This is a genomic window from Nonomuraea sediminis (genome assembly GCF_018531495.1).
Classification (GTDB): domain Bacteria; phylum Actinomycetota; class Actinomycetes; order Streptosporangiales; family Streptosporangiaceae; genus Nonomuraea; species Nonomuraea sediminis.
This window is the reverse complement of the sequence record NZ_JAHDTI010000011.1, coordinates 273,748-292,191: the sequence shown is the minus strand read 5'-3', so window position 1 is coordinate 292,191 and position 18,444 is coordinate 273,748. Positions and strand designations below refer to the sequence as shown.

18 protein-coding genes and 1 tRNA gene are annotated in these 18,444 nt (G+C 71.5%); 11 read left to right on the top strand and 8 right to left on the bottom strand.

Features of this window, described 5'->3' with window-relative positions:
• Window positions 1–67: 67 nt before the first annotated feature.
• The 4 genes from KIK09_RS38895 to KIK09_RS38880 are packed head-to-tail and all read right to left on the bottom strand — an operon-like array spanning window position 68 to window position 4,067.
• Complete coding sequence (locus tag KIK09_RS38895) at window positions 68–889, bottom strand: carbohydrate ABC transporter permease (RefSeq protein WP_214324485.1); 822 nt, start codon at window positions 887–889, stop codon at window positions 68–70.
• The gene (locus KIK09_RS38890) at window positions 886–1,839 is read right to left on the bottom strand and encodes a carbohydrate ABC transporter permease (protein WP_214324484.1); all 954 of its coding nucleotides are present in this window, start codon (window positions 1,837–1,839) and stop codon (window positions 886–888) included. Before KIK09_RS38890 ends, KIK09_RS38895 begins: the two co-directional genes overlap by 4 nt.
• A gap of 1 nt (window position 1,840) precedes the next feature.
• On the bottom strand, window positions 1,841–3,112 hold the full coding sequence (locus KIK09_RS38885) for an ABC transporter substrate-binding protein (RefSeq protein ID WP_214324483.1): 1,272 nt from the start codon (window positions 3,110–3,112) through the stop codon (window positions 1,841–1,843).
• A gap of 4 nt (window positions 3,113–3,116) precedes the next feature.
• Entirely contained in the window at window positions 3,117–4,067 is a 951-nt protein-coding gene (locus tag KIK09_RS38880) for a carbohydrate kinase family protein (RefSeq protein WP_214324482.1), read from the bottom strand.
• Window positions 4,068–4,192: 125 nt separating this feature from the next.
• Between KIK09_RS38880 and KIK09_RS38875 the strand changes: the two genes are divergently transcribed.
• The 5 genes from KIK09_RS38875 to KIK09_RS38855 are packed head-to-tail and all read left to right on the top strand — an operon-like array spanning window position 4,193 to window position 11,776.
• Window positions 4,193–4,945, top strand: a complete 753-nt coding sequence (locus KIK09_RS38875; protein WP_214324481.1) for a DeoR/GlpR family DNA-binding transcription regulator — start codon at window positions 4,193–4,195, stop codon at window positions 4,943–4,945.
• On the top strand, window positions 4,942–6,282 hold the full coding sequence (locus KIK09_RS38870; protein WP_214324480.1) for a 6-phospho-beta-glucosidase: 1,341 nt from the start codon (window positions 4,942–4,944) through the stop codon (window positions 6,280–6,282). Before KIK09_RS38875 ends, KIK09_RS38870 begins: the two co-directional genes overlap by 4 nt.
• Before the next feature lies 1 nt (window position 6,283).
• The gene (locus tag KIK09_RS38865) at window positions 6,284–9,289 is read left to right on the top strand and encodes an alpha-mannosidase (RefSeq protein WP_214324479.1); all 3,006 of its coding nucleotides are present in this window, start codon (window positions 6,284–6,286) and stop codon (window positions 9,287–9,289) included.
• Window positions 9,286–10,095 carry an endonuclease/exonuclease/phosphatase family protein gene (locus KIK09_RS38860; protein WP_214324478.1) on the top strand — a complete coding sequence of 270 codons (810 nt, stop codon included), beginning with the start codon at window positions 9,286–9,288 and terminating at the stop codon, window positions 10,093–10,095. The genes KIK09_RS38865 and KIK09_RS38860 overlap by 4 nt, the downstream gene beginning before the upstream one ends.
• Window positions 10,096–10,147: 52 nt before the next feature.
• Window positions 10,148–11,776 carry a PHP domain-containing protein gene (locus KIK09_RS38855; RefSeq protein ID WP_214324477.1) on the top strand — a complete coding sequence of 543 codons (1,629 nt, stop codon included), beginning with the start codon at window positions 10,148–10,150 and terminating at the stop codon, window positions 11,774–11,776.
• Here KIK09_RS38855 and KIK09_RS38850 read toward each other — a convergent pair.
• The 4 genes from KIK09_RS38850 to KIK09_RS38835 form a co-directional block, all read right to left on the bottom strand.
• Window positions 11,737–12,252 (bottom strand): rhodanese-like domain-containing protein, encoded by a 516-nt coding sequence (locus KIK09_RS38850; RefSeq protein ID WP_214324476.1) that lies wholly within the window; start codon window positions 12,250–12,252, stop codon window positions 11,737–11,739. The two genes, KIK09_RS38855 and KIK09_RS38850, sit on opposite strands and share 40 nt — an antisense overlap.
• Window positions 12,191–13,924, bottom strand: coding sequence for a selenocysteine-specific translation elongation factor (gene selB, locus KIK09_RS60260; RefSeq protein ID WP_214324475.1), 1,734 nt, complete (start codon window positions 13,922–13,924; stop codon window positions 12,191–12,193). Before selB ends, KIK09_RS38850 begins: the two co-directional genes overlap by 62 nt.
• A complete protein-coding gene (gene selA, locus KIK09_RS38840) occupies window positions 13,915–15,177 on the bottom strand; it encodes an L-seryl-tRNA(Sec) selenium transferase (protein ID WP_308164574.1) in 1,263 nt (420 codons plus the stop codon). Before selA ends, selB begins: the two co-directional genes overlap by 10 nt.
• Window positions 15,178–15,222: 45 nt before the next feature.
• A tRNA-Sec gene (locus KIK09_RS38835) sits at window positions 15,223–15,316 on the bottom strand.
• A 428-nt stretch (window positions 15,317–15,744) separates the two neighbouring features.
• On the opposite strand from KIK09_RS38835, the gene KIK09_RS38830 reads away from it, so the two are divergent.
• From KIK09_RS38830 to KIK09_RS38805, 6 genes are read left to right on the top strand one after another with little or no spacing between them, the layout of a single operon-like run.
• Window positions 15,745–16,299 carry a hypothetical protein gene (locus tag KIK09_RS38830; RefSeq protein WP_214324473.1) on the top strand — a complete coding sequence of 185 codons (555 nt, stop codon included), beginning with the start codon at window positions 15,745–15,747 and terminating at the stop codon, window positions 16,297–16,299.
• A 1-nt stretch (window position 16,300) separates the two neighbouring features.
• Entirely contained in the window at window positions 16,301–16,807 is a 507-nt protein-coding gene (locus KIK09_RS38825) for a thioredoxin domain-containing protein (RefSeq protein ID WP_214324472.1), read from the top strand.
• Window positions 16,804–17,319, top strand: a complete 516-nt coding sequence (locus KIK09_RS38820; protein ID WP_214324471.1) for a hypothetical protein — start codon at window positions 16,804–16,806, stop codon at window positions 17,317–17,319. The genes KIK09_RS38825 and KIK09_RS38820 overlap by 4 nt, the downstream gene beginning before the upstream one ends.
• A gap of 8 nt (window positions 17,320–17,327) precedes the next feature.
• On the top strand, window positions 17,328–17,498 hold the full coding sequence (locus tag KIK09_RS38815) for a hypothetical protein (protein WP_214324470.1): 171 nt from the start codon (window positions 17,328–17,330) through the stop codon (window positions 17,496–17,498).
• 18 nt (window positions 17,499–17,516) lie between these two features.
• Complete coding sequence (locus KIK09_RS38810) at window positions 17,517–18,059, top strand: hypothetical protein (RefSeq protein WP_214324469.1); 543 nt, start codon at window positions 17,517–17,519, stop codon at window positions 18,057–18,059.
• Complete coding sequence (locus tag KIK09_RS38805) at window positions 18,056–18,436, top strand: MauE/DoxX family redox-associated membrane protein (RefSeq protein WP_214324468.1); 381 nt, start codon at window positions 18,056–18,058, stop codon at window positions 18,434–18,436. The genes KIK09_RS38810 and KIK09_RS38805 overlap by 4 nt, the downstream gene beginning before the upstream one ends.
• The last annotated feature ends 8 nt before the right edge of the window (window positions 18,437–18,444 follow it).

Below are 18,444 nucleotides of genomic sequence, written 5' to 3'. Positions count from 1 at the left end.
TGAGGGACGGCCGGCAGGCCCGCCGACATGTCGGCGGGCCTGGCTCCGGCCTCCTGAGATGAGGTTTTCAGCCGCGCAGGGCGCCCTTCATCGCGTCGCGGATGAAGCCGCGGGCGAACAGGGCGAACACCAGCGCCAGCGGCAGTACGGCCAGCAGCGTCCCAGCCATGATCATGCTGTAGTCGTTGTTGTGCGCCGTGTTCAGCTGCGAGAGCGCCACCTGGAGCGTGAGGTTCGACGGATCCACCATGACGATCAGCGGCCAGACGTAGTCGTTCCACGCGCCGATGAACGTGGTGATGCCGAGGAAGGCGAGCCCCGGCCGGATCACGGGAAGCACCACGTACAGGTACTGCCGGAAGAACCCGCACCCGTCGATGCGGGCGGCCGCCAGCAGGTCGTCGGGCACCGCGCCGCTGATGTACTGGCGCATCCAGAAGATGCCGAACGCGTTGGCCGCCGCCGGGACGATCAGCGCGTTGAGCGTGCCCACCCAGTCCAGGTTCACCATGATCACGAACTGCGGGATCAGGGCGAGCTGGCCCGGCAGCATGAACGTCAGCATGAGCAGCCCGAACAACAGGTTCCTGCCGGGGAAGGCGAACTTGGCGAAGGTGAAGGCGGCCAGCGAGTCGAAGAACAGCACGAGCAGGGTCACGCTGGTGGCCACGATCGTGGTGTTGAGCATCGAGCCGAAGAAGTCGATGTTCTCCAGCACCCGGCCGATGTTGGCGAACAGTTCGGGGCCGAAGGTCAGCTTGGGCGGCACCCGGTACATGTCGCGGGTGGTGTTGGTCGCCATGACCGCCGTCCAGTAGAACGGGAACAGCGAGATGACGACGCCGACGACCAGCGTCAGATGCAGGCCCACCCCACGGAACCGGTTCATCGGCCCTCCTTCCTGGGACGGGCCACGATGCGCCAGTTGATCGCGGTGAACAGCAGGATGACCACGAACATGGCCCAGGCGATGGCCGCGCCGTACCCGTAGTCGTTGTTGTTGAAGGCCTCGCGGTAGAAGTACAGGATGGCGGTGAGGCCGGCCGAGCCGGGACCGCCGCCGTTGGCGGCGTTGGCGGCGTTGCCGGAGAAGAGCACCTGCGGCTCGGTGAAGGTCTGCATGCCGTTGATGGTCGACATGACCACCGTGAACAGGATGATCGGCCGCAACTGCGGGATGGTGATGCGGAAGAAAGTCTGGACGGCGCCCGCCCCGTCGATCTTGGCGGCCTCGTACAGCTCGGTCGGGATGGCCTGCAGCCCGGCGAGGTAGATGATCGCGTTGTAGCCGGTCCACTGCCAGCAGATGAGCGTGGCGATGACGACCTTGATGGTCCACTCGTTCACCAGCCAGGGCACCGGCGAGGACCCCAGCCAGCCGAGGACCATGTTGATGAGCCCGAAGTTGGTGCTGAACACCGAGCCGAAGAAGATCGCGATGGCCACGACGGAGGTGACGTTCGGCACGAAGTAGGCGATCCGGTAGGCGCCGGCGAAGCGGACCGTGGAGTTGAGCAGGTTCGCCAGCACCAGCGCCAGGAAGAGCGTCGGCACGGTGGACATGAACCAGATCACGAAGGTGTTCTTCAGCGACAGCCAGAACGTGGAGTCCTTGATCAGGAACTGGAAGTTCCGCAGGCCCACGAACTCCATGTCGCCCAGGCCGTCCCACTTCTGGAAGGCCAGGTAGAGCGAGAACAGGATCGGGATCAGCATGAACACCAGGAAGAGCACGAAGAAGGGGGAGATCGCCAGGTACTGCGGCCAGTACGAGCGCAGCGCCCCCTTCTTCGGCGGGGCGGCGTGAGCCTTGGGCCTCGCCACCGAAGTGGACACCACCTCAGCTCACTCCCTGGCGTTCGGCGATCTGCTTGGCGGCCGCGACCGCGTCGTTCCAGGCCTGGTCGCGGTTCTTGCCCTTGACCCACACGTTGGTCAGCTCGTCGGAGTACGGCTGGCTCACGGCGGCGTCCGCGGAGGCCTCGTACTGCACGGGCACCTTCTTGGCCGCCTCGCCCAGCACCTCGATCGTCTTCTGCCCGCCGAAGAACGCGTCGCCCTGGGTGAGCGCGGGCATCGCGTAGGTGGCCGGAGAGGAGGGGAACAGCGCGGCGTCGGTGAAGCCCCTGGCCTGGTTCTCGGCACTGAGCAGCCAGGTGACGATCTGGAAGGCCAGCTGGGGATCGCGGCACGTGGTGGGCAGGGCCAGGAACGAGCCGCCGATGTTGGCCGGGCCGACCGGGGTGGCCGCCACCCGCCACTTGCCGTCGGTGCCCTGGGCGCCGTTCTTGATGTCGAGCGCCGCCCACGCGGCGCCCTGGATGGCGGCCAGCTTGCCGTTGGTCATGGCGGCGTTCAGGTCCTGGCCGTCGAACTTGGGGGCGGCGACGCCCAGCTCGACGGACTTGACGGCGATGTCCCACGCCTTGCGGATGTGGTCCTGGTCGCCGATGAAGTGGTTGTTCTGGTCGATGAAGCGCTTGTCGCCCTGGCCGACGGCGACGGTGAACACCTGCAGGACGCCGTCGACGATGAAGGCGTCGGGCACGGCCTTCTTCAGCTTCTGCCCGGCGGCGAACAGGTCTTCCCAGGTGGACATGGCCGCGGAGACCTCGGCGGGCTCGGTGGGCAGGCCGCCCTTCTTGAAGATGTCCTGCCGGTAGAACATCGCGGTGGGACCGATGTCGATCGGGAAGCCGATCAGCTTGCCGTCCTTGGTGGAGCCCTGCTTCCACTTCCATTCGACGTACTGGCCCGCCAGCTTGTCGGCGCCGAGCGTGTTGAGGTCGATGAAGCGGTTGGCCTCGTCCAGCATCGAGGCGATGTTCTCGCCCTTGATGCCGGTGATGTCGGGCACGAACTTGCGGCCGTTCATCGTGGTGACGAGCTTCTGCTTGAAGTCGCCGCCGATCAGCGACGGCTTGAGCGTGATCTGCTTGAACTGCTTGACGGCGTCGGCCACGACCTTGTCGCTGAGGCCGCCGCCCCAGTACCAGAGGGTCAGCTCCTTGGTCGCGCCGGAGCCGCCGCTGCCGCCCTTGCTGCTGCAGCCCGCCACCGCGAGAGAAGAGAGGAGTCCTGCCTGAATCAACGTCCTGCGGGTGAGTTCCATGGCCTCATAGCTCCTTCAAGAAGGCGTAGTCACGGCGGAGGTCGGGGTCGGTGAGGTGCTGCCACCAGTGGTCGAGCTCGTCCCGCGTGGGCGCGGAGACCGCTCCGCCGACCCGCTGGACGGAAAGCGCGGCGGCGAGGTTGGCGAAGCGCAGCCGCTCCACCAGGGGCCTGCCGGCCAGCGTCGCCGCGACGAGCGCGGCGCCGAACACGTCGCCGGCTCCGGTGGGGTCGGCGATCTCGACGGGCAGCCCGGGGACGCGGGCGGTCTCGCCGGTGGTGGAGTCGACGGCCAGGGCGCCGTCGGCGCCGCAGGTGACGACGGCGAGCGGGACCAGCTCCGCCAGGCTGCGCAGGGCCGCCTCGGGTGTGCCGGTCCTGGTGTAGCTCATGGCCTCGTGGGCGTTGGGGGTGAAGGCGTGGCAGCCGGCGAGCTGGTCGAGCATCGCCCGCGACCACTGCCTGGACGGGTCCCAGCCGACGTCGGCGAAGACGAGGCCGCCCGTCCTGAGCGGCCAGGCCACCGGCTCGAGTTCCAGGTGGACGATCGCCGCCTTGGCGGGCGGCGGATCGCCGATCATCTCGTCGGCGCTCATGGGTGGCGCCGCGCCGTGGGTGATCAGGGCGCGGTCGCCCTGGTAGGCCAGCGCCACGGTGGTCGGGGTGGTCCAACCGGCGAAGCGCCGCGACAGCGTGAGATCGACGCCTTCCCCGTCGGCGAGCAGCTGCCAGCAGTAGCCGCCGAGCGGGTCGTCGCCGAAGGCAGCCGCCAGGCCCGTACGCAACCCGAGCCTGCTCAGCGTGAACGCGAAGTTGGCGATGCCGCCGGGGCCGGAGGCCATCGCGGAGGTCCAGACCTCGGTCCCCGGTTGGGGGGCGTGGTCGAGGCCGGAGAACGCGACGTCGAAGAAGAGCAGACCTGAGACGAGGACATCGAGTTGCGGGGGGTGGGTCACGATGCTTCACCTCGGGCGTGCGATTCAAATTACGGTGGATGGTGCACCGCTTTGCCGAAGTTCGCAAGAGTTTGAGCGAAATTGCCCCCTAGCATTGAGCGACTTTGAGCGCTAACGTCCCAGGCATGCTTCGAGACCGACGGCACGAATTGATACTGCGCATCCTGCGCTCCGAGGGGACCGCCACGGTCGAGGCACTGGCCGAGCGGCTGGACACCAGCGTCGCCACGATCCGGCGCGACCTGGTGCAGCTGGATGACGAGGGCCTGCTGCGGCGCGTGTACGGCGGCGCCATGCCGATCGAGGGGAAGGACGAGCCCTTCCTCGACGTGTCGGCGGTGCGCGCGGAGCAGAAGGACAGGATCGCGCAGAGATGCGCACAACTCGTCAAGGACGGCGAGACCGTCCTGCTCGACATCGGCACGACCGCGCACCGGGTGGCCCGGCATCTGCGCGGCCGCAACCTGACCGTGGTGACCAGCAGCCTGGCCGTGCTCGAGGAGCTCAACGACGACGAGGGCATCCAGCTGCTGCTGCTCGGCGGGATGGTCCGCCGCGACTACCGGTCGCTGGTGGGCTTCCTCACCGAGGACAACCTGCGGCAGATCAAGGCCGACCGCCTGTTCCTCGGCACCAGCGGGGTACGGCCGGGCGGCCACGTCATGGACACCACCGTGGTGGAGGTCCCGGTCAAGCGCGCCATGATCGCCGCGAGCGACCACGTCGTGCTCGTGGCCGACAGCGGCAAGTTCCCCGGGACAGGGATGGCCAGGGTGTGCGGGCCTGAGCAGCTCGACGTCGTCGTCACCGACGCGGGCGCCGATCCCGGCACCCTGTCCACGCTTCGTGAGGCGGGCGTCGAGGTGATCGAGGTATGAGGCTGACCATCCTGGGCGGCGGCGGCTTCCGCGTGCCGCTGGTGTATCGGGCGCTGCTGAACGACCGGGGCAGCGGCCGCGTCACGCACGTCACGCTGCACGACCTGGACGAGTCCAGGATCGCGGCCATCGGCCGGGTGCTGGCGGAGCTGGCGGACGGTGTCGCCGACGCCCCCGAGGTGACGATCACCACTGATCTGGACGAGGCGCTCAAGGGCGCCGACTTCGTCTTCTCCGCGATCCGCGTGGGCGGCCTGCAGGGGCGCGCCGTCGACGAGCGGGTCGCCATCGAGGAAGGCGTGATCGGCCAGGAGACGGTGGGCGCGGGCGGCATCGCCTACGGACTGCGCACGCTCCCGTTCGCCCTCGAGCTGGCCAAGCGCATCGCCGCGGTCGCGCCCGAGGCGTGGGTCATCAACTTCACCAACCCGGCGGGGATGGTGACCGAGGCCATGTCCCGCCACCTGGGCGAGCGCGTCATCGGCATCTGCGACTCCCCCGTCGGACTCGGGCGGCGCGTGGCGATGGCGCTCGGCGTGGACCCGGCGGCGGTACGGATGGACTACGCCGGGCTCAACCACCTGGGCTGGCTGCGCGGCGTGCACGTCGACGGGCGGGACCTGATGCCCCGGCTGCTGGCCGACGAGCAGGCGCTGACCTCCTTCGAGGAGGGCAAGCTCTTCGGCGCCGACTGGCTGCGCACGATCGGCTGCGTCCCGAACGAGTACCTGCACTACTACTACTTCAACCGGGAGGCGGTGGCCGCCAGCCGGGCGGCCGGCCTTACCCGCGGGGCGCTGCTCATCGAGCAGCAGCGGCGCTTCTACGGGCACGAGGGCGGCTCGGCGGTGGCGGCGTGGGAGGACGCCAGGCTGGAGCGGGAGAGCACGTACATGGCGGAGAACCGCCAGGCGGCCGGCGTGGGCGAGCGAGAGTCGTGCGACCTGGAATCCGGCGGCTACGAGCAGGTCGCTCTGGCGCTGATGCGGGCGATCGCGCTGGACGAGCGGACCACGCTCATCCTCAACGTGCGCGGCCGCGGCACGCTCGCTCCGCTCGACGACGACGCCGTGGTCGAGGTGCCCTGCTCGGTCGACGCCGGCGGGGCGCGCCCGCTGGCCGTCGGCCCCCTCACGGGACACGCGGCGGGTCTGGTGACGACGGTCAAGGCCGTCGAGCGGTCGGTGATCGAGGCCGCGACCGGCGGCTCGAGGGCGGCCGCGCTGCGCGCGCTGGCCACCCACCCGCTCGTCGACTCCGTCGCCGTGGCCGGACGGCTGCTGGAACGGTACGAGGCCGAGCTCCCCCAGCTCGGCTACCTGCGCGGAAAGGCCTGACATGCACGACGACCGCAAGCTCGTCGAGGAGCGGATCGACCGGGTGCTGCGCGAGCGCGTCGCGCCGGCGGTCTACGCGGCTCGGATCCCGCTGGAGCTGGCCGCCTGGCACGTGCCCGGCGAGCCCGTCCCCGTCGAGGAGGCGCTGAAGGCGACCTACGAGCCGTTCGCCGCGGGCACCCGCTGGGGCCGCCCGTGGTCGACGACCTGGCTGCGCGCCACCGGCACCGTGCCCGCCGAATGGCTGGGGCGGCGCGTGGAGGCCGTCTTCGACCTCGGGTTCATCGGCGACTGGCCGGGCGGGCAGGCCGAGGCGCTGGTCCACGACCTGTCGGGCAACCCGGTCAAGGGCCTCGAGCCGCAGAACCAGTACGTCCCGGTCACCGGACCCCAGGTCGGCCTGCTGCTGGAGATGGCCGCCAACCCGGACATCCTGGCCGACGGCTTCCTGCCCACGCCGCTCGGCGACCTCGCGACCGCCGGCGACGAGCCGCTGTACCGCTTCGCCCACGCCGACCTCGCCCTCCTGGACGAGCAGGTCTGGCATCTGCGCCTGGACCTGGAGGTCCTGCGCGAGCTGATGGCCGAGCTGCCGCAGACCGACCCGCGCCGCCACGAGATCCTGCGCGCCCTCGAGCGCGCCCTGGACGCGCTGGACATCCACGACGTCTCCGGTACGGCAAGCCAGGCCCGAGCCCGGCTGGCCGCGGTCCTCGCCTCACCCGCGCACGCCAGCGCGCACACGGTCTCCGGGGTCGGCCACGCGCACATCGACTCCGCCTGGCTGTGGCCGATCCGCGAGACCCAGCGCAAGAACGCCCGCACGTTCGCCAACGTCACCGCACTGGCCCGCGACTACCCCGAGTTCGTCTTCGCCGGTCCGCAGGCGCAGCAGTACGCCTGGGTCAAGCAGCGCTGGCCGGAGATCTTCGACCGCATCAAGGAGGCGGTCAAGGGCGGCCAGTGGGTGCCGGTGGGCGGCATGTGGGTGGAGGCCGACGGCAACCTCCCCGGCGGGGAGGCGCTGGCCAGGCAGCTCGTGCACGGCAAGCGCTTCTTCGCCGAGGAGTTCGGCGTCGAGTGCCGCGGGGTGTGGCTGCCCGACTCCTTCGGCTACACGGCGGCCTATCCGCAGATCGCCCGGCTGGCCGGGATGGACTGGTTCCTCACCCAGAAGATCTCGTGGAACCAGACGAACAAGTTCCCGCACCACACGTTCTGGTGGGAGGGCATCGACGGGACGCGGATCTTCACCCACTTCCCGCCCGCCGACACCTACAACGGCACCTTCTCGGGCAGCGAGCTGGCGCACGCGGTGCGCAATTACGCCGAGAAGGGCGCGGGCACGCGGTCGCTGCTGCCGTTCGGGCACGGCGACGGCGGCGGCGGGCCCACCCGCGAGATGCTGGAGAAGGCGCGGCGGCTGCGCGACCTGGAAGGCTCGCCGCGCGTGGTCGTCCAGCCGCCAGACGCGTTCTTCGCCGCCGCCCGCGAGGAGCAGCCCGACGCCGCCGTCTGGTCCGGCGAGCTGTACCTGGAGCTGCACCGGGCGACCTACACCTCGCAGGCGCGCACCAAGGCGGGCAACCGGCGCAGCGAGTCACTGCTGCGCGAGGCCGAGCTGTGGGCGGCGACCGCGGCGGTGCACGCCGGGTTCGCCTACCCGCACGAGGAGCTGGACCGGTTGTGGAAGGTGGTGCTGCTGCACCAGTTCCACGACATCCTGCCGGGCAGCTCGATCGCCTGGGTGCACAAGGAGGCCGAGGCCACCTACGCGCGGGTCCGCGCCGAGCTCGAGGAGATCATCAGCTCCGCCACCGCGGCGCTGGCCGGGCCGGGCACCGCTTCGTGGGTGTTCAACGCCGCCCCGCAGCCGGTGGAGGGCGTGCCCGGCGGCGGCATGGCCAGGCTCGAGACCCTCCCCGAGCCCGGCGCGCCCGTCACCGTCGAGGGCACCACGCTGGACAACGGCCTGGTCAGGGTGGTGATCGACGAGGACGGGCTGTTCGCCTCGGTCAGGGACCTGGTCGCCGGGCGGGAGGTGCTGGCGCCCGGCACGCGCGGCAACCTGCTCCAGTTGCACACCGACTTCCCGAACCAGTGGGACGCCTGGGACATCGACGCGCACTACCGGCGGCAGCGCGCCGACCTCACCCACGCCGACTCCGTCACCGTCGTGGAGCGCGGACCGCTGGTGGGCGCGGTCAGGGTCGAGCGTTCGTTCGGCGCGTCGCGGGTCACGCAGACGGTCACCGTACGGGCGGGGAGCCCCAGGATCGAGGTCGCCACCGAGATCGACTGGCACGAGCGGCAGAAGATCCTCAAGGCCGCGTTCCCGCTCGACGTGCACGCCGACCGGTCGGCCGCCGAGATCCAGTTCGGGCACGTCCACCGGCCCACGCACACCAACACCAGCTGGGACGCCGCCAGGTTCGAGATCTCCTGCCACCGCTGGATCCACGTCGGCGAGCCCGGGTACGGCGTCGCCATCGCCAACGACGCCACCTACGGGCACGACGTCACCCGCACCACCCGCCAGGACGGCGGCACCACCACGACCGCCCGGCTCAGCCTGGTGCGCGCGCCGCAGTCGCCCGACCCCGAGGCCGACCAGGGCCCGCACCGGATGACGTACGCGCTGGTGCCCGGCGCGTCGATCGCCGAGGCGGTGGACGCCGGGTACGCGCTCAATCTGCCGCCCCGCGTGGTCTCCGGCGGCGCGGGGCCCGTACCCGAGCCGCTGGTGAGCCTGGACGGCAGGGCCGCCAGGATCGAGGCGGTCAAGCTGGCCGACGACGGCTCGGGCGACGTGGTGGTCAGGGTGTACGAGTCGCTCGGCGGCCGGGCCGCAACGCGGCTGCGCGCGTCGTTCCCGATCACCCAGGTGACGGTGACCGACCTGCTGGAACGCCCACTGGGCGAGACCGTCGCCGTCGAGGCCGACGGGAGCGTGCCTGTCGGGCTGCGCCCGTTCCAGATCCTCACGTTGCGGCTGGGCCGCCGGTGACGACGTTACGGATCGCCACGCTCAACCTGTGGGGCACCAACGGGCCGTGGCCGCGACGGCTCGACCTGATCAGGCGCGAACTGGCGGCCCTGCGGCCCGACGTCGTCGGGCTGCAGGAGGTGATGCGGGACGGCGACTCCTGCCAGGCGCGGCTGCTCGCCGACGGGCTCGGCTACGAGGTGGCCTACGCCCCCGCCTTCGAGCATCAGGACGGCAGGATCCTGGGCAACGCCGTGCTCACCCGCTGCCCGATCCGCGCGCAGCGCGCCATCCCGCTGCCGGTCGGCGGCGCCGAACCCCGGACGCTGCTGTACGTGCTGGTCGAGACCCCGTACGGCGAGCTGCCCATGTTCGTCACCCATCTCAACTGGCAGCAGAACCACGGCATGATCCGGCTGGAGCAGGTGAGATTCATCGTGGGCCGCGCGGCGGAGCTCGACGCCGCCCTCCCGCCGGTGATCATGGGTGATTTCAACGCGGATCCGGACTCCGACGAGATCCGCTACCTGCGCGGCCTGGCGGTGGTCGAGGGGCGGAGCGTGTACTTCGCCGACGCCTGGGCCTACGGCGGCGACGGCTCGCCAGGCGCGACGTTCGACCGGGCCAACGACTACGCCCGCCGGGCCAGGGAGCCCTCGCGCAGGATCGACTACATCTTCACCGGCGGCGACGACCTGCTGCGCGGCGAGCCGCTGCGCACGGCGCTCGCCTTCACCGAGCCGGAGGAGCTCGACGGCGTCCGCGTCTGGCCCTCGGATCATTTCGGCCTGGTCAGCGACATCGTCCTGGCCCCCAGACACGACTAGAACCCCCAGCGCTTTCAGGCACGAGAGACCCCGAACCCCCCTAGGAGCCCCCATGTGCCGCACCGACGCCCATCACCACCATCACCACGATCACCCGCTCGGCGGCCCCGAGTACGCCGACCTGGGCATCCCCGACGACGCGCTGTCGCCCGCCGACCTCGGCCGCCGGGCCTTCCTGCGCCGGGTGGGCCTGTTCGGCGTGGGCGCCGCGGTGGCTCCCGTGCTGGGAAGCCTGCCCGCCGCGGCGACCGCGCGCGGCGGAGGATCGCGCGGCTACCAGTGGCTGGCCGGCGACCACCACATCCACACCCAGTACAGCTACGACGCCATGTACACCATCGAGCAGCAGGTGGCGGGCGGCGCCAGGCACGGGCTCGACTGGATGGTCATCACCGACCACGGGCACGCCGCGCACGAGAAGTTCGCCGTGGAGTCCACCTACGCCGACGTGCTCGCCTCCCGGGGCAATCACCCGGACATGCTGGTGTGGCAGGGGCTGGAGCTGAACGTGCCCGGAGGCGAGCACGCCACCGTGTTCTTCGACGGCGCCCGCGACGAGATCGGGCTGCTGCGTGTCTTCGAGCGGCTCTTCGACTCGCGGGTCAACGGCACCGGCGCCTCCTCGGCCGCCAACGAGGCCAAGGCGCTGCAGGCGCTGGCCTGGCTGGACGCGGCCCTGCGCAACGGCGCCGCCGACCAGGCGCTGTTCCTGGTCAACCATGTGATGCGGCGCGGGCGGTACGCGCCGCACGAGCTGCGCGCCTTCCGTGACGCCGCGCCGTCCATCGCGATCGGTATGGAGGGCTCGCCCGGCGCGCAGAACGAGATCAGGGCGCGCGGCGACTACAACAACACCCCGGACGCAGACTCGTGGCCGGGCTGGCGGCAGGAGCACTTCCCGACCTACGGCGGGTTCGACTCGGCGGCGGCGATCGTGGGCGGCATGTGGGACTCCATGCTGGCCGAGGGCAGGGGCTGGTGGATCACCTCCAACAGCGACGGCCACTACTACGACCAGGACACCCTCACCCGGCCCAGCGTGCCGGGAGACTGGTACGACACGCACGGCAAGTACCCGGACCCGGTCGACACGGGCACGCCGCAGCGGCACGCCGACTTCTGGCCGGGCCAGTTCAGCCGCACCGTGGTGGGCGCCGCATCGCGCGACTACGGCGCGGTCATGGAGGGCCTGCGCGCGGGCCGCGTGTGGGTCGGCATGGGCGGCCTGCTCGAGGCGCTGCACGTCAACGCGCACGCCCCCGGCAACGGGCAGGTCACGCTCGGCGGCCGGCTCACGGTACGGCGGGGCGACGACGTCACCATCACGGTCGTCGCCGAGCCCGCCACCCGGCCGAACGCCGCGGGACAGGTGCCCCGCCTGGCCAGGATCGACCTGATCCGCGGCGCGGTCACCGGCCCGTCCGCCGACCGTGACGCCACCGCGGCGGCCGACGTGCGGGTGGTGCGGTCGTTCGAGCCGCGCGACCGCGGTCCCGCCCGCTTCACCTACCGGTTCAGGGACGTGCGCGAGCCGTTCTATGTCCGGCTGCGCGGCACCGACGGCAACCGGCACGCCCCGGGAAGCATCGAGCCGGCCGCCGACACGGGCCAGAACGACAGCCCCTGGGGCGACCTGTGGTGCTACGCCAACCCGATCTTCGTCGACGTCACCGGCGGTTGAGGCAGTCCGGCCTCGCCGGGGCCACGAGGAGGCGTCGGGTGGGCGGGGCGGACGATCGGGAGTCCCTCCGCCGCCCAGGCGTCGAAACCGCCGATGACGTCGGTGGCGTTGCGCAGCCCGAGCTGCCGCAGCACGGCGGCGGCCAGCGAGGAGGAGTAGCCCTCCGCGCAGATCAGGATCCAGTGGACGTCGTGGGAGGTGGCCTCGGGGATGCGGGCCTCGCACTTCGGGTCGAGCCGCCACTCCAGGTGGTTGCGCTCGATGACGATGGCTCCCGGCACCTCCCCTGCGGCCCTGCGCTGGAACTCCGGGCGGGTGTCCGCAATCAGCGCGCCACGGCCCGCGGCGGCCCAGGCCTGCGCGGGACGCAGGCGGTCGAGCCCCGCGCGGGCGTGCGCGAGCAGCAGGTCGATGTCAGTCTCCGGACCGGCACACGCGCAGTCCGTCGCCGGTACGCCGGGTGATTCCACGGGCATCCAGGAACTCCAGAAGGGGTACGGCGACGCGCCGGGTCGTGTCCAGGGCGACCCGCGCGTCGCTGACGGTGAAGGGTGACGGCAGCCGTGCCAGCGTGTCCGCCGCCTGGTCGAGGGCACCGGGCAGCAGGACGAGGTTCTTCCCGATCGAGGTCAGCGCGCCCGCGCGGAGCGCCGCCGCCAGCGCGCCCCCGGTCAGGCCGAGCTCTTCGAGCCGCTCGGCGGTGGGCGCGTGGAAGGGGTGCTCGGCGAGGTCGGCGGCCAGCCGCGCGACCGCCCCGGCGACCGGTGCGGGCAGTGACCGGCCCGCGGGCAGCACGCGGCCGCCCTCGACGGTCAGCGGAGGTACGGCGAGCGCCTCGGCGAGCCGCCGGTCGGGCAGGCCGAGCAGCCGGGCGGCGGCGTCCACGGTGATCCCCGGGTCGAGCGCGGGCCGCCGCGACAGGTGATCGGCCAGCCGGCGTCCCAGGTCCGCCCAGTGCGCCGGGTCGGCGTACCAGTCTCCGGCCACGGGAGTGCCGGCGGGCGGGCACCCCATACTGGCCAGCTCGGCTCCCGTCAGCAGGCCATGCCAGCGCAGCAGGGCCGCCGCGTCGGGCAGGCCGACCTCGTCGAGCGCCCGCGCCCTGGCCGCCGCGGCGCCCCTGCGGCGCAGCGGGGGCGGGCGAACGTCAAGCACGCGCAGCCCGGCGAGGATCTCGTGCCGGCCGGGGTCACGGAGCAGGCCCCGGTCGCCCGTCCTGAGCGGCAGCGGGCGGCCGAGGGTGAGCCTGGCGGTGCCCGCGCCCAGGGCGCGCAGCCTGACGGGGACGGCGGCCGACCCGATGTGGAGGACGGCTTCCGCCCGCTGCCGCACGCCAGGATCCAGCCGCACGTCGACGACCTGCGTGTCCGTCCAGGCGTCGGGTGTCAGCAGGGCGGTGCCGCGGGACAGGTCGCCGCGGTCGGCGCCGCGGAGGTTGACGGCGACGCGGGCCGTCGCGGTGACCCGTTCCGCTTTCTCGCCGAGCGTCTGGAGGCCGCGGACCCTGACCCGGCGCCCGCCCGCGTCCAGTTCGTCGCCGACGCGCAGGGTGCCCGCGGCCAGCGTCCCGGTGACGACGGTCCCTGCTCCGTTGATGGTGAACACCCGGTCGATCCACAGCCGGACCGGCTGCCGCGGTTCGGCCGCGGGGAGCGTGCCCGCGAGCCGCGTGAGCGCGGCCCGCAGTTCGGGCAGTCCCTGCCCGGTCCGCGCGCTGACGGCGACGGCGCCGATTCCCGCCAGTCCGGTCTCGTCCAGGTGCTCCCGGGCCTGGCGCAGCGCGGGCTCGGGATCGGCGAGGTCGGCGCGGGTGACGACGGCCAGGCCGTGCTGTACGCCCAGGGCGTCGAGGGCGGCCAGGTGCTCGGCCGACTGCGCCTGCCAGCCCTCGTCGGCGGCCACCACGAACATCACGGCAGGGCACGGGCCCACCCCGGCCAGCATGTTGGTGACGAACCGCTCGTGCCCCGGCACGTCGACGAACGCGATCCGCTCCCCCGCCGGCAGGGTGGTCCAGGCGAAGCCGAGGTCGATGGTCATGCCGCGGCGGCGCTCCTCCGCCCAGCGGTCGGGCTCCATCCCCGTCAGCGCCCTGACCAGGGTCGACTTGCCGTGGTCCACGTGCCCGGCGGTGGCGATCACGTGCACGCGCGCTCCACCGCCGCGGCGATGATCTCGTCCTGGCCCGGGTCGACCGCGCGCAGGTCCAGCACCAGCCGCCCGCCGGTGACCCGGCCCACGACCGCGGGATCGCCGCGGCGCAGCCGTACGGCCAGCTCCTGGTCGACCGCGATGCCCGCGCTCGGCAGCTCCACCCCGGGCGCGCCGCCGCCGCCGACCCTGGCGACCGTGCTGACCGCCTCGGCGCGGTCGCCGAGCCGCCGGGCGAGGCGTTCGGCGCGCTCCATGAGCTCGGCGGCGCCGGCGTGGAGCGAGCGGCGCACGGGAGGCGCCGGGCCGAGCAGGCTTGCCTCCAGCGCGGCCAGGGTGAGCTTGTCCACCCGCAGCGCGCGGGCCAGGGGATGGCGGCGCAGCCGCTCCACCAGGGCGGCCTCGCCGAGCAGCAGGCCCGCCTGCGGGCCCCCGAGGAGCTTGTCGCCGCTCGCGGTGACCAGCGCCGCCCCCTGGAACAGCGTCCCGGCCGCGTCGGGCTCGTCGGGCAGCAGCGGATCTGGCCGCAGCAGCCCCGAGCCGATGTCGGCGACCACGGGCGGCCCGATCGTGGCCAGCTCCCTGACCGGGACCTGCGAGGTGAAGCCCTCGATGCGGAAGTTGGACGGGTGCACCTTGAGGATGAAGCCGGTGCCGGGGCCGCAGGCGTCCTGGTAGTCGCGCAGCGCGGTCCTGTTCGTGGTGCCGACCTCGCGCAGCCGGGCGCCGGTGGACTCCAGCAGCTCGGGCAGGCGGAACCCGTCGCCGATCTCCACCAGCTCGCCGCGGCTGACGACGATCTCCTTGCCCTGCGCCAGCGCGGTGGCGGCCAGGGCGAGCGCCGCCGCGTTGTTGTTGACCACGTGCACGGCCCCCGCCTCAGGCACGGCCTGCGCCAGCGCGGCCATGGCGGTGCGGCCGCGGCGGGCGCGCCGGCCGTCGGCGAGGTCCATCTCGACGTCGGTGTAGCCGGCGGCGGCCGTGATCGCGGCGACGGCGGCCGGCGAGAGCGGCGCCCGCCCCAGGTTGGTGTGCACGAGCACGCCGGTGGCGTTGACGACGGGCCTGAGGCCGCAGGCGGTCGGCGGCAGGAGGGAAAGCGCGACGTCCACGGCGTCGCGGGGATGCGTGACGCCCTCGCGGACGCGTTGCTGCGCGCCGGCGACGGCGGCCTTGACCAGACCGCGGCCGAGCCGGTCCTGCGCGGCCACCAGCCGCCGGTCGGCCAGCATCGCATCGGTCCGTGGCACGGAACTGCGTCGATCCACTCGCGACCATCCCCGTGTCGTCGGTCAGCGGAGGCGGACGGGAATCGAACCCGCCGCGCCGAGATGCTCGGCGCCACTGGTTTTGAAGACCAGGAGGGCCACCAGGCACCTGTACGCCTCCGGAGTGGATCATAGCCGCACCAACATCAACAAGCGCTACCGAAATCACGGTTTCCGGTCATGGGCGGTGCGTGCCATCGCGGAGAGAACGCAGGCCGACCTGTTTCCGGCCAGCCCAAAGCCCGAACTCCTGACCAATAACTCAGTACAATAATCAAGTATTGACGCGACCATTAAGCCGTGTGAAACTTCGTCCGCAAAGATCAGCTCCAGTATCTGCCGACGAAAGGCCGGGTCTCAATGGGGCATGTATCCACCGTCAGAACAGTCTCAAATTCAATCATCCAACTCGAAATCGATGACGCGGAACAGGATTCGCTGACCCCGTGGGGCGGCCACGTTCGCTACACCCCGAAATACGGCGGACGGAAAACGACCGCGGACGTCTGGGCACTCGAACTCGCCCCCAAGTCGTCCTTAGCCGCGGGCGTGAACTCGGTCCGCGGGCGGGAGCGCGAGCGCTTCTCGCTGGCCGGCGGCGAGGTCGTCGTCTACGACTGCGAGGACCCGGCCGACGCCAGGTGGGCCACCTGGATCGGGCCGTGGAACATGGCGCACGGCCTGTTCTACGACCCCGAGTGGGAGTCCAGGGACATCGTCGAGGCCTTCACCCGCGTGACGTGGAACGACACCCCCGAGGGCCTGACGGCCGACCCGGGCAAGCGCTTCCAGCTGTCCCTGGCGTTCTACCTGACGACGGTCGCGGGCGTCGGCACGATGAGGGTCGAACCCAAGCAGCAGGGTGTCGAGCGGATCCCGCAGTGGCGTGGCTACCGCGCCGAATCGGGTGAGATGTGGCGGATGGACCCCTCGCCCTCGGGCCAGGAAGCGCCGTTCATGCTCGTCACCGACACCGCCATCGCGACCTTGTTCCCGTGGGACGCGCCGCGGTCGGGCCAGCCGTCGCTCCGCGCGTCGGCGGGCAGCGCGGAGACCGCCGCGCAGTTCCTGAGCAAGGTCAAGCGCGTCGACTGGCAGGCCTGACGTGGACCCGTTGACGGCGGTGGTCATCGTCCTGGCCATCCTCGTCCTGCTGCTGTTCGCCGCGGGCGCCGGGCTGTACCGGCGGGTGCGCGAACTGGAGCTGGCCACCTACAGCGGGGTGGGCCTGCGCCTCGCCCCGGAGCCGGGCGCGCAGGCGAGCGCGCTCGCGGTGCCGGGTGGCACGTCCATGGTCATCAAGGTCAACCGTCGCTGCCCCGTCTGCGACGACGTCCTGGTCGCGGCCGGCAGGCTGGCCGCCACCCTCCCCTCGGACATGTCCTTCGCGGTGCTGTCGGACGATCCGGGATTCGACAAGCCCCTGCCCGACACGATCAGAGTGATCAAGGATCCGGCGCTCTGGCGGGCGGCGGGCGTGCCGTACACCCCTGCCCTGCTCGTCGTGGACGACAAGGGCGTCGTGGGCTTCACCTCCCCGGTGGGCTCAGGAGAAGCGCTGACGGAGATCGTCGAGCGAGCCGTGGCGAACAGGAAGGAATTGCAGCTGTGAAGGCAGAGAAGCGGGTCTCGATAGTCGATCAGATCCCCAGCGCGACCCAGATGCCCGAGCAGGCGCTCCCGTCCGGCGTGGGCGTCGAGCGGGAGGGCTGGAGCAGGCGGCGCGTGCTCGGCCTGGCCACGGGAGCCGCCGTGGCGACCGGGCTCGGCGTCCTGGACCTGCTGCCCTGGTCCAAGCCGCGCATCGCCTTGGCCGGGGCCTATGCCGCGTGGAACGACTGCCACGGCTTCGCGACCGCGAGCCAGGTCTGCGTGCCCGCGTCGGCGCTCTACTCGAGCAACAACTGCTCGGGTTCGTGGCACCGCAATGACGGCGGCTCGGGCACCTGCTACAACTTCCGCTACATCCACTACGCCGACACCTGCGCGGGCAACAACGCGTGGAAGTGGTACGGCGGCAGCACCAGCCCGCTGCGGCGCAAGTGCTCCGACGGCCACTACGAGTACCACGACTGCGGCGGCGGCAACGTCAACCGCTTCTCCATCTGCCGCACGGCGATCTGACGGGTTCCATGACCAACCCCACGGCCACCTCCTTCCGCCTGCTGGTACCCGGGCTGGTACTGATCGCGGTAGCGGAGGCGCTGGTCCTGTCCCTGAAGCTGACCGGCACCGACACCAGGGGCTTCACCTGGCTCGTCGCGGCGCTCGTCGCGGGCTTCTCGCTCTCGGGCTCTGTTTGAAGCCTCAACAGCGCCTGGGTGCTGTCCTCGTCGGTCCGGCGGGGTGCTGATATCGCCGGCTTCATAGCCGGGTTGTTCGTGGGTGCGACCGCGACCGTATTCGCCCTCGTGGTGATCGGGTCCCTTCTTCGCGCTCCGTTCCCTGTTGTGTTTTCGCAGATCCTGGTCGCGGCGGCGGCGATGGTTTTCCTGCTCCGCGAACTCGATGTGCTCTCCTTCCCGTTGCTCCAGAACGCACGGCTGGTGCCACAGTTCGTGACCCGAATTCCCTTCTGGGGAGCGGTCCAGTTCGGCGCCGAAATGGGCACGGGAATGCGCACGTATTCGCCGACGGGATTGCCGCACATCATGGCGATCTCGATCCTGTTCCTGGCCTCCTGGCAGGAGGCGCTCCTGGCCGGCCTCGGTTTCGCGGCGGCGCGGGCGCTGATGCTGCTGACCTTCGCGATGGCACGGGACAAGATGTCGGCGGACACGGCGTTCTATTTCACCTTGCCGCGGTTGAAAGTGCTGTTCGCCATCCTCGCGGTGCCCATGGTGGCGATGCTGGTGATCGGGTGATCGTTCTCGTCGTCCGCTACGCGCTGGGCATCGTGCTGGCCCTGGCCGTCCTCGGTAAGGCGCGCCACTTCGGCGCCTTCCTGGGCGGGCTGGCGAACTTCGGGCTGCACGGACGGGTTGGTCGGGTGGGCGCCTTCACGGTCGTGGCCGTGGAGGCGCTCGCCGCCGCCGTCGCCTTCTCCCCCGCGCCCGCGCTCGCCGCCGGGATCGCGGGCACCTTTCTGGGCGTGGCCTTCACCGCCGCGCAGACCTACCTGCTGGTGGGCGGGGAGCAGGCTCCCTGCCTGTGCTTCGGCACCAGGGAGCGCGCGTCGATCCGCACCTGGGGCAGGGCCGCCCTGGTCCTGGTGATGGGCCTGATCCTGGTTTCCGCCTGAGAGGGCTC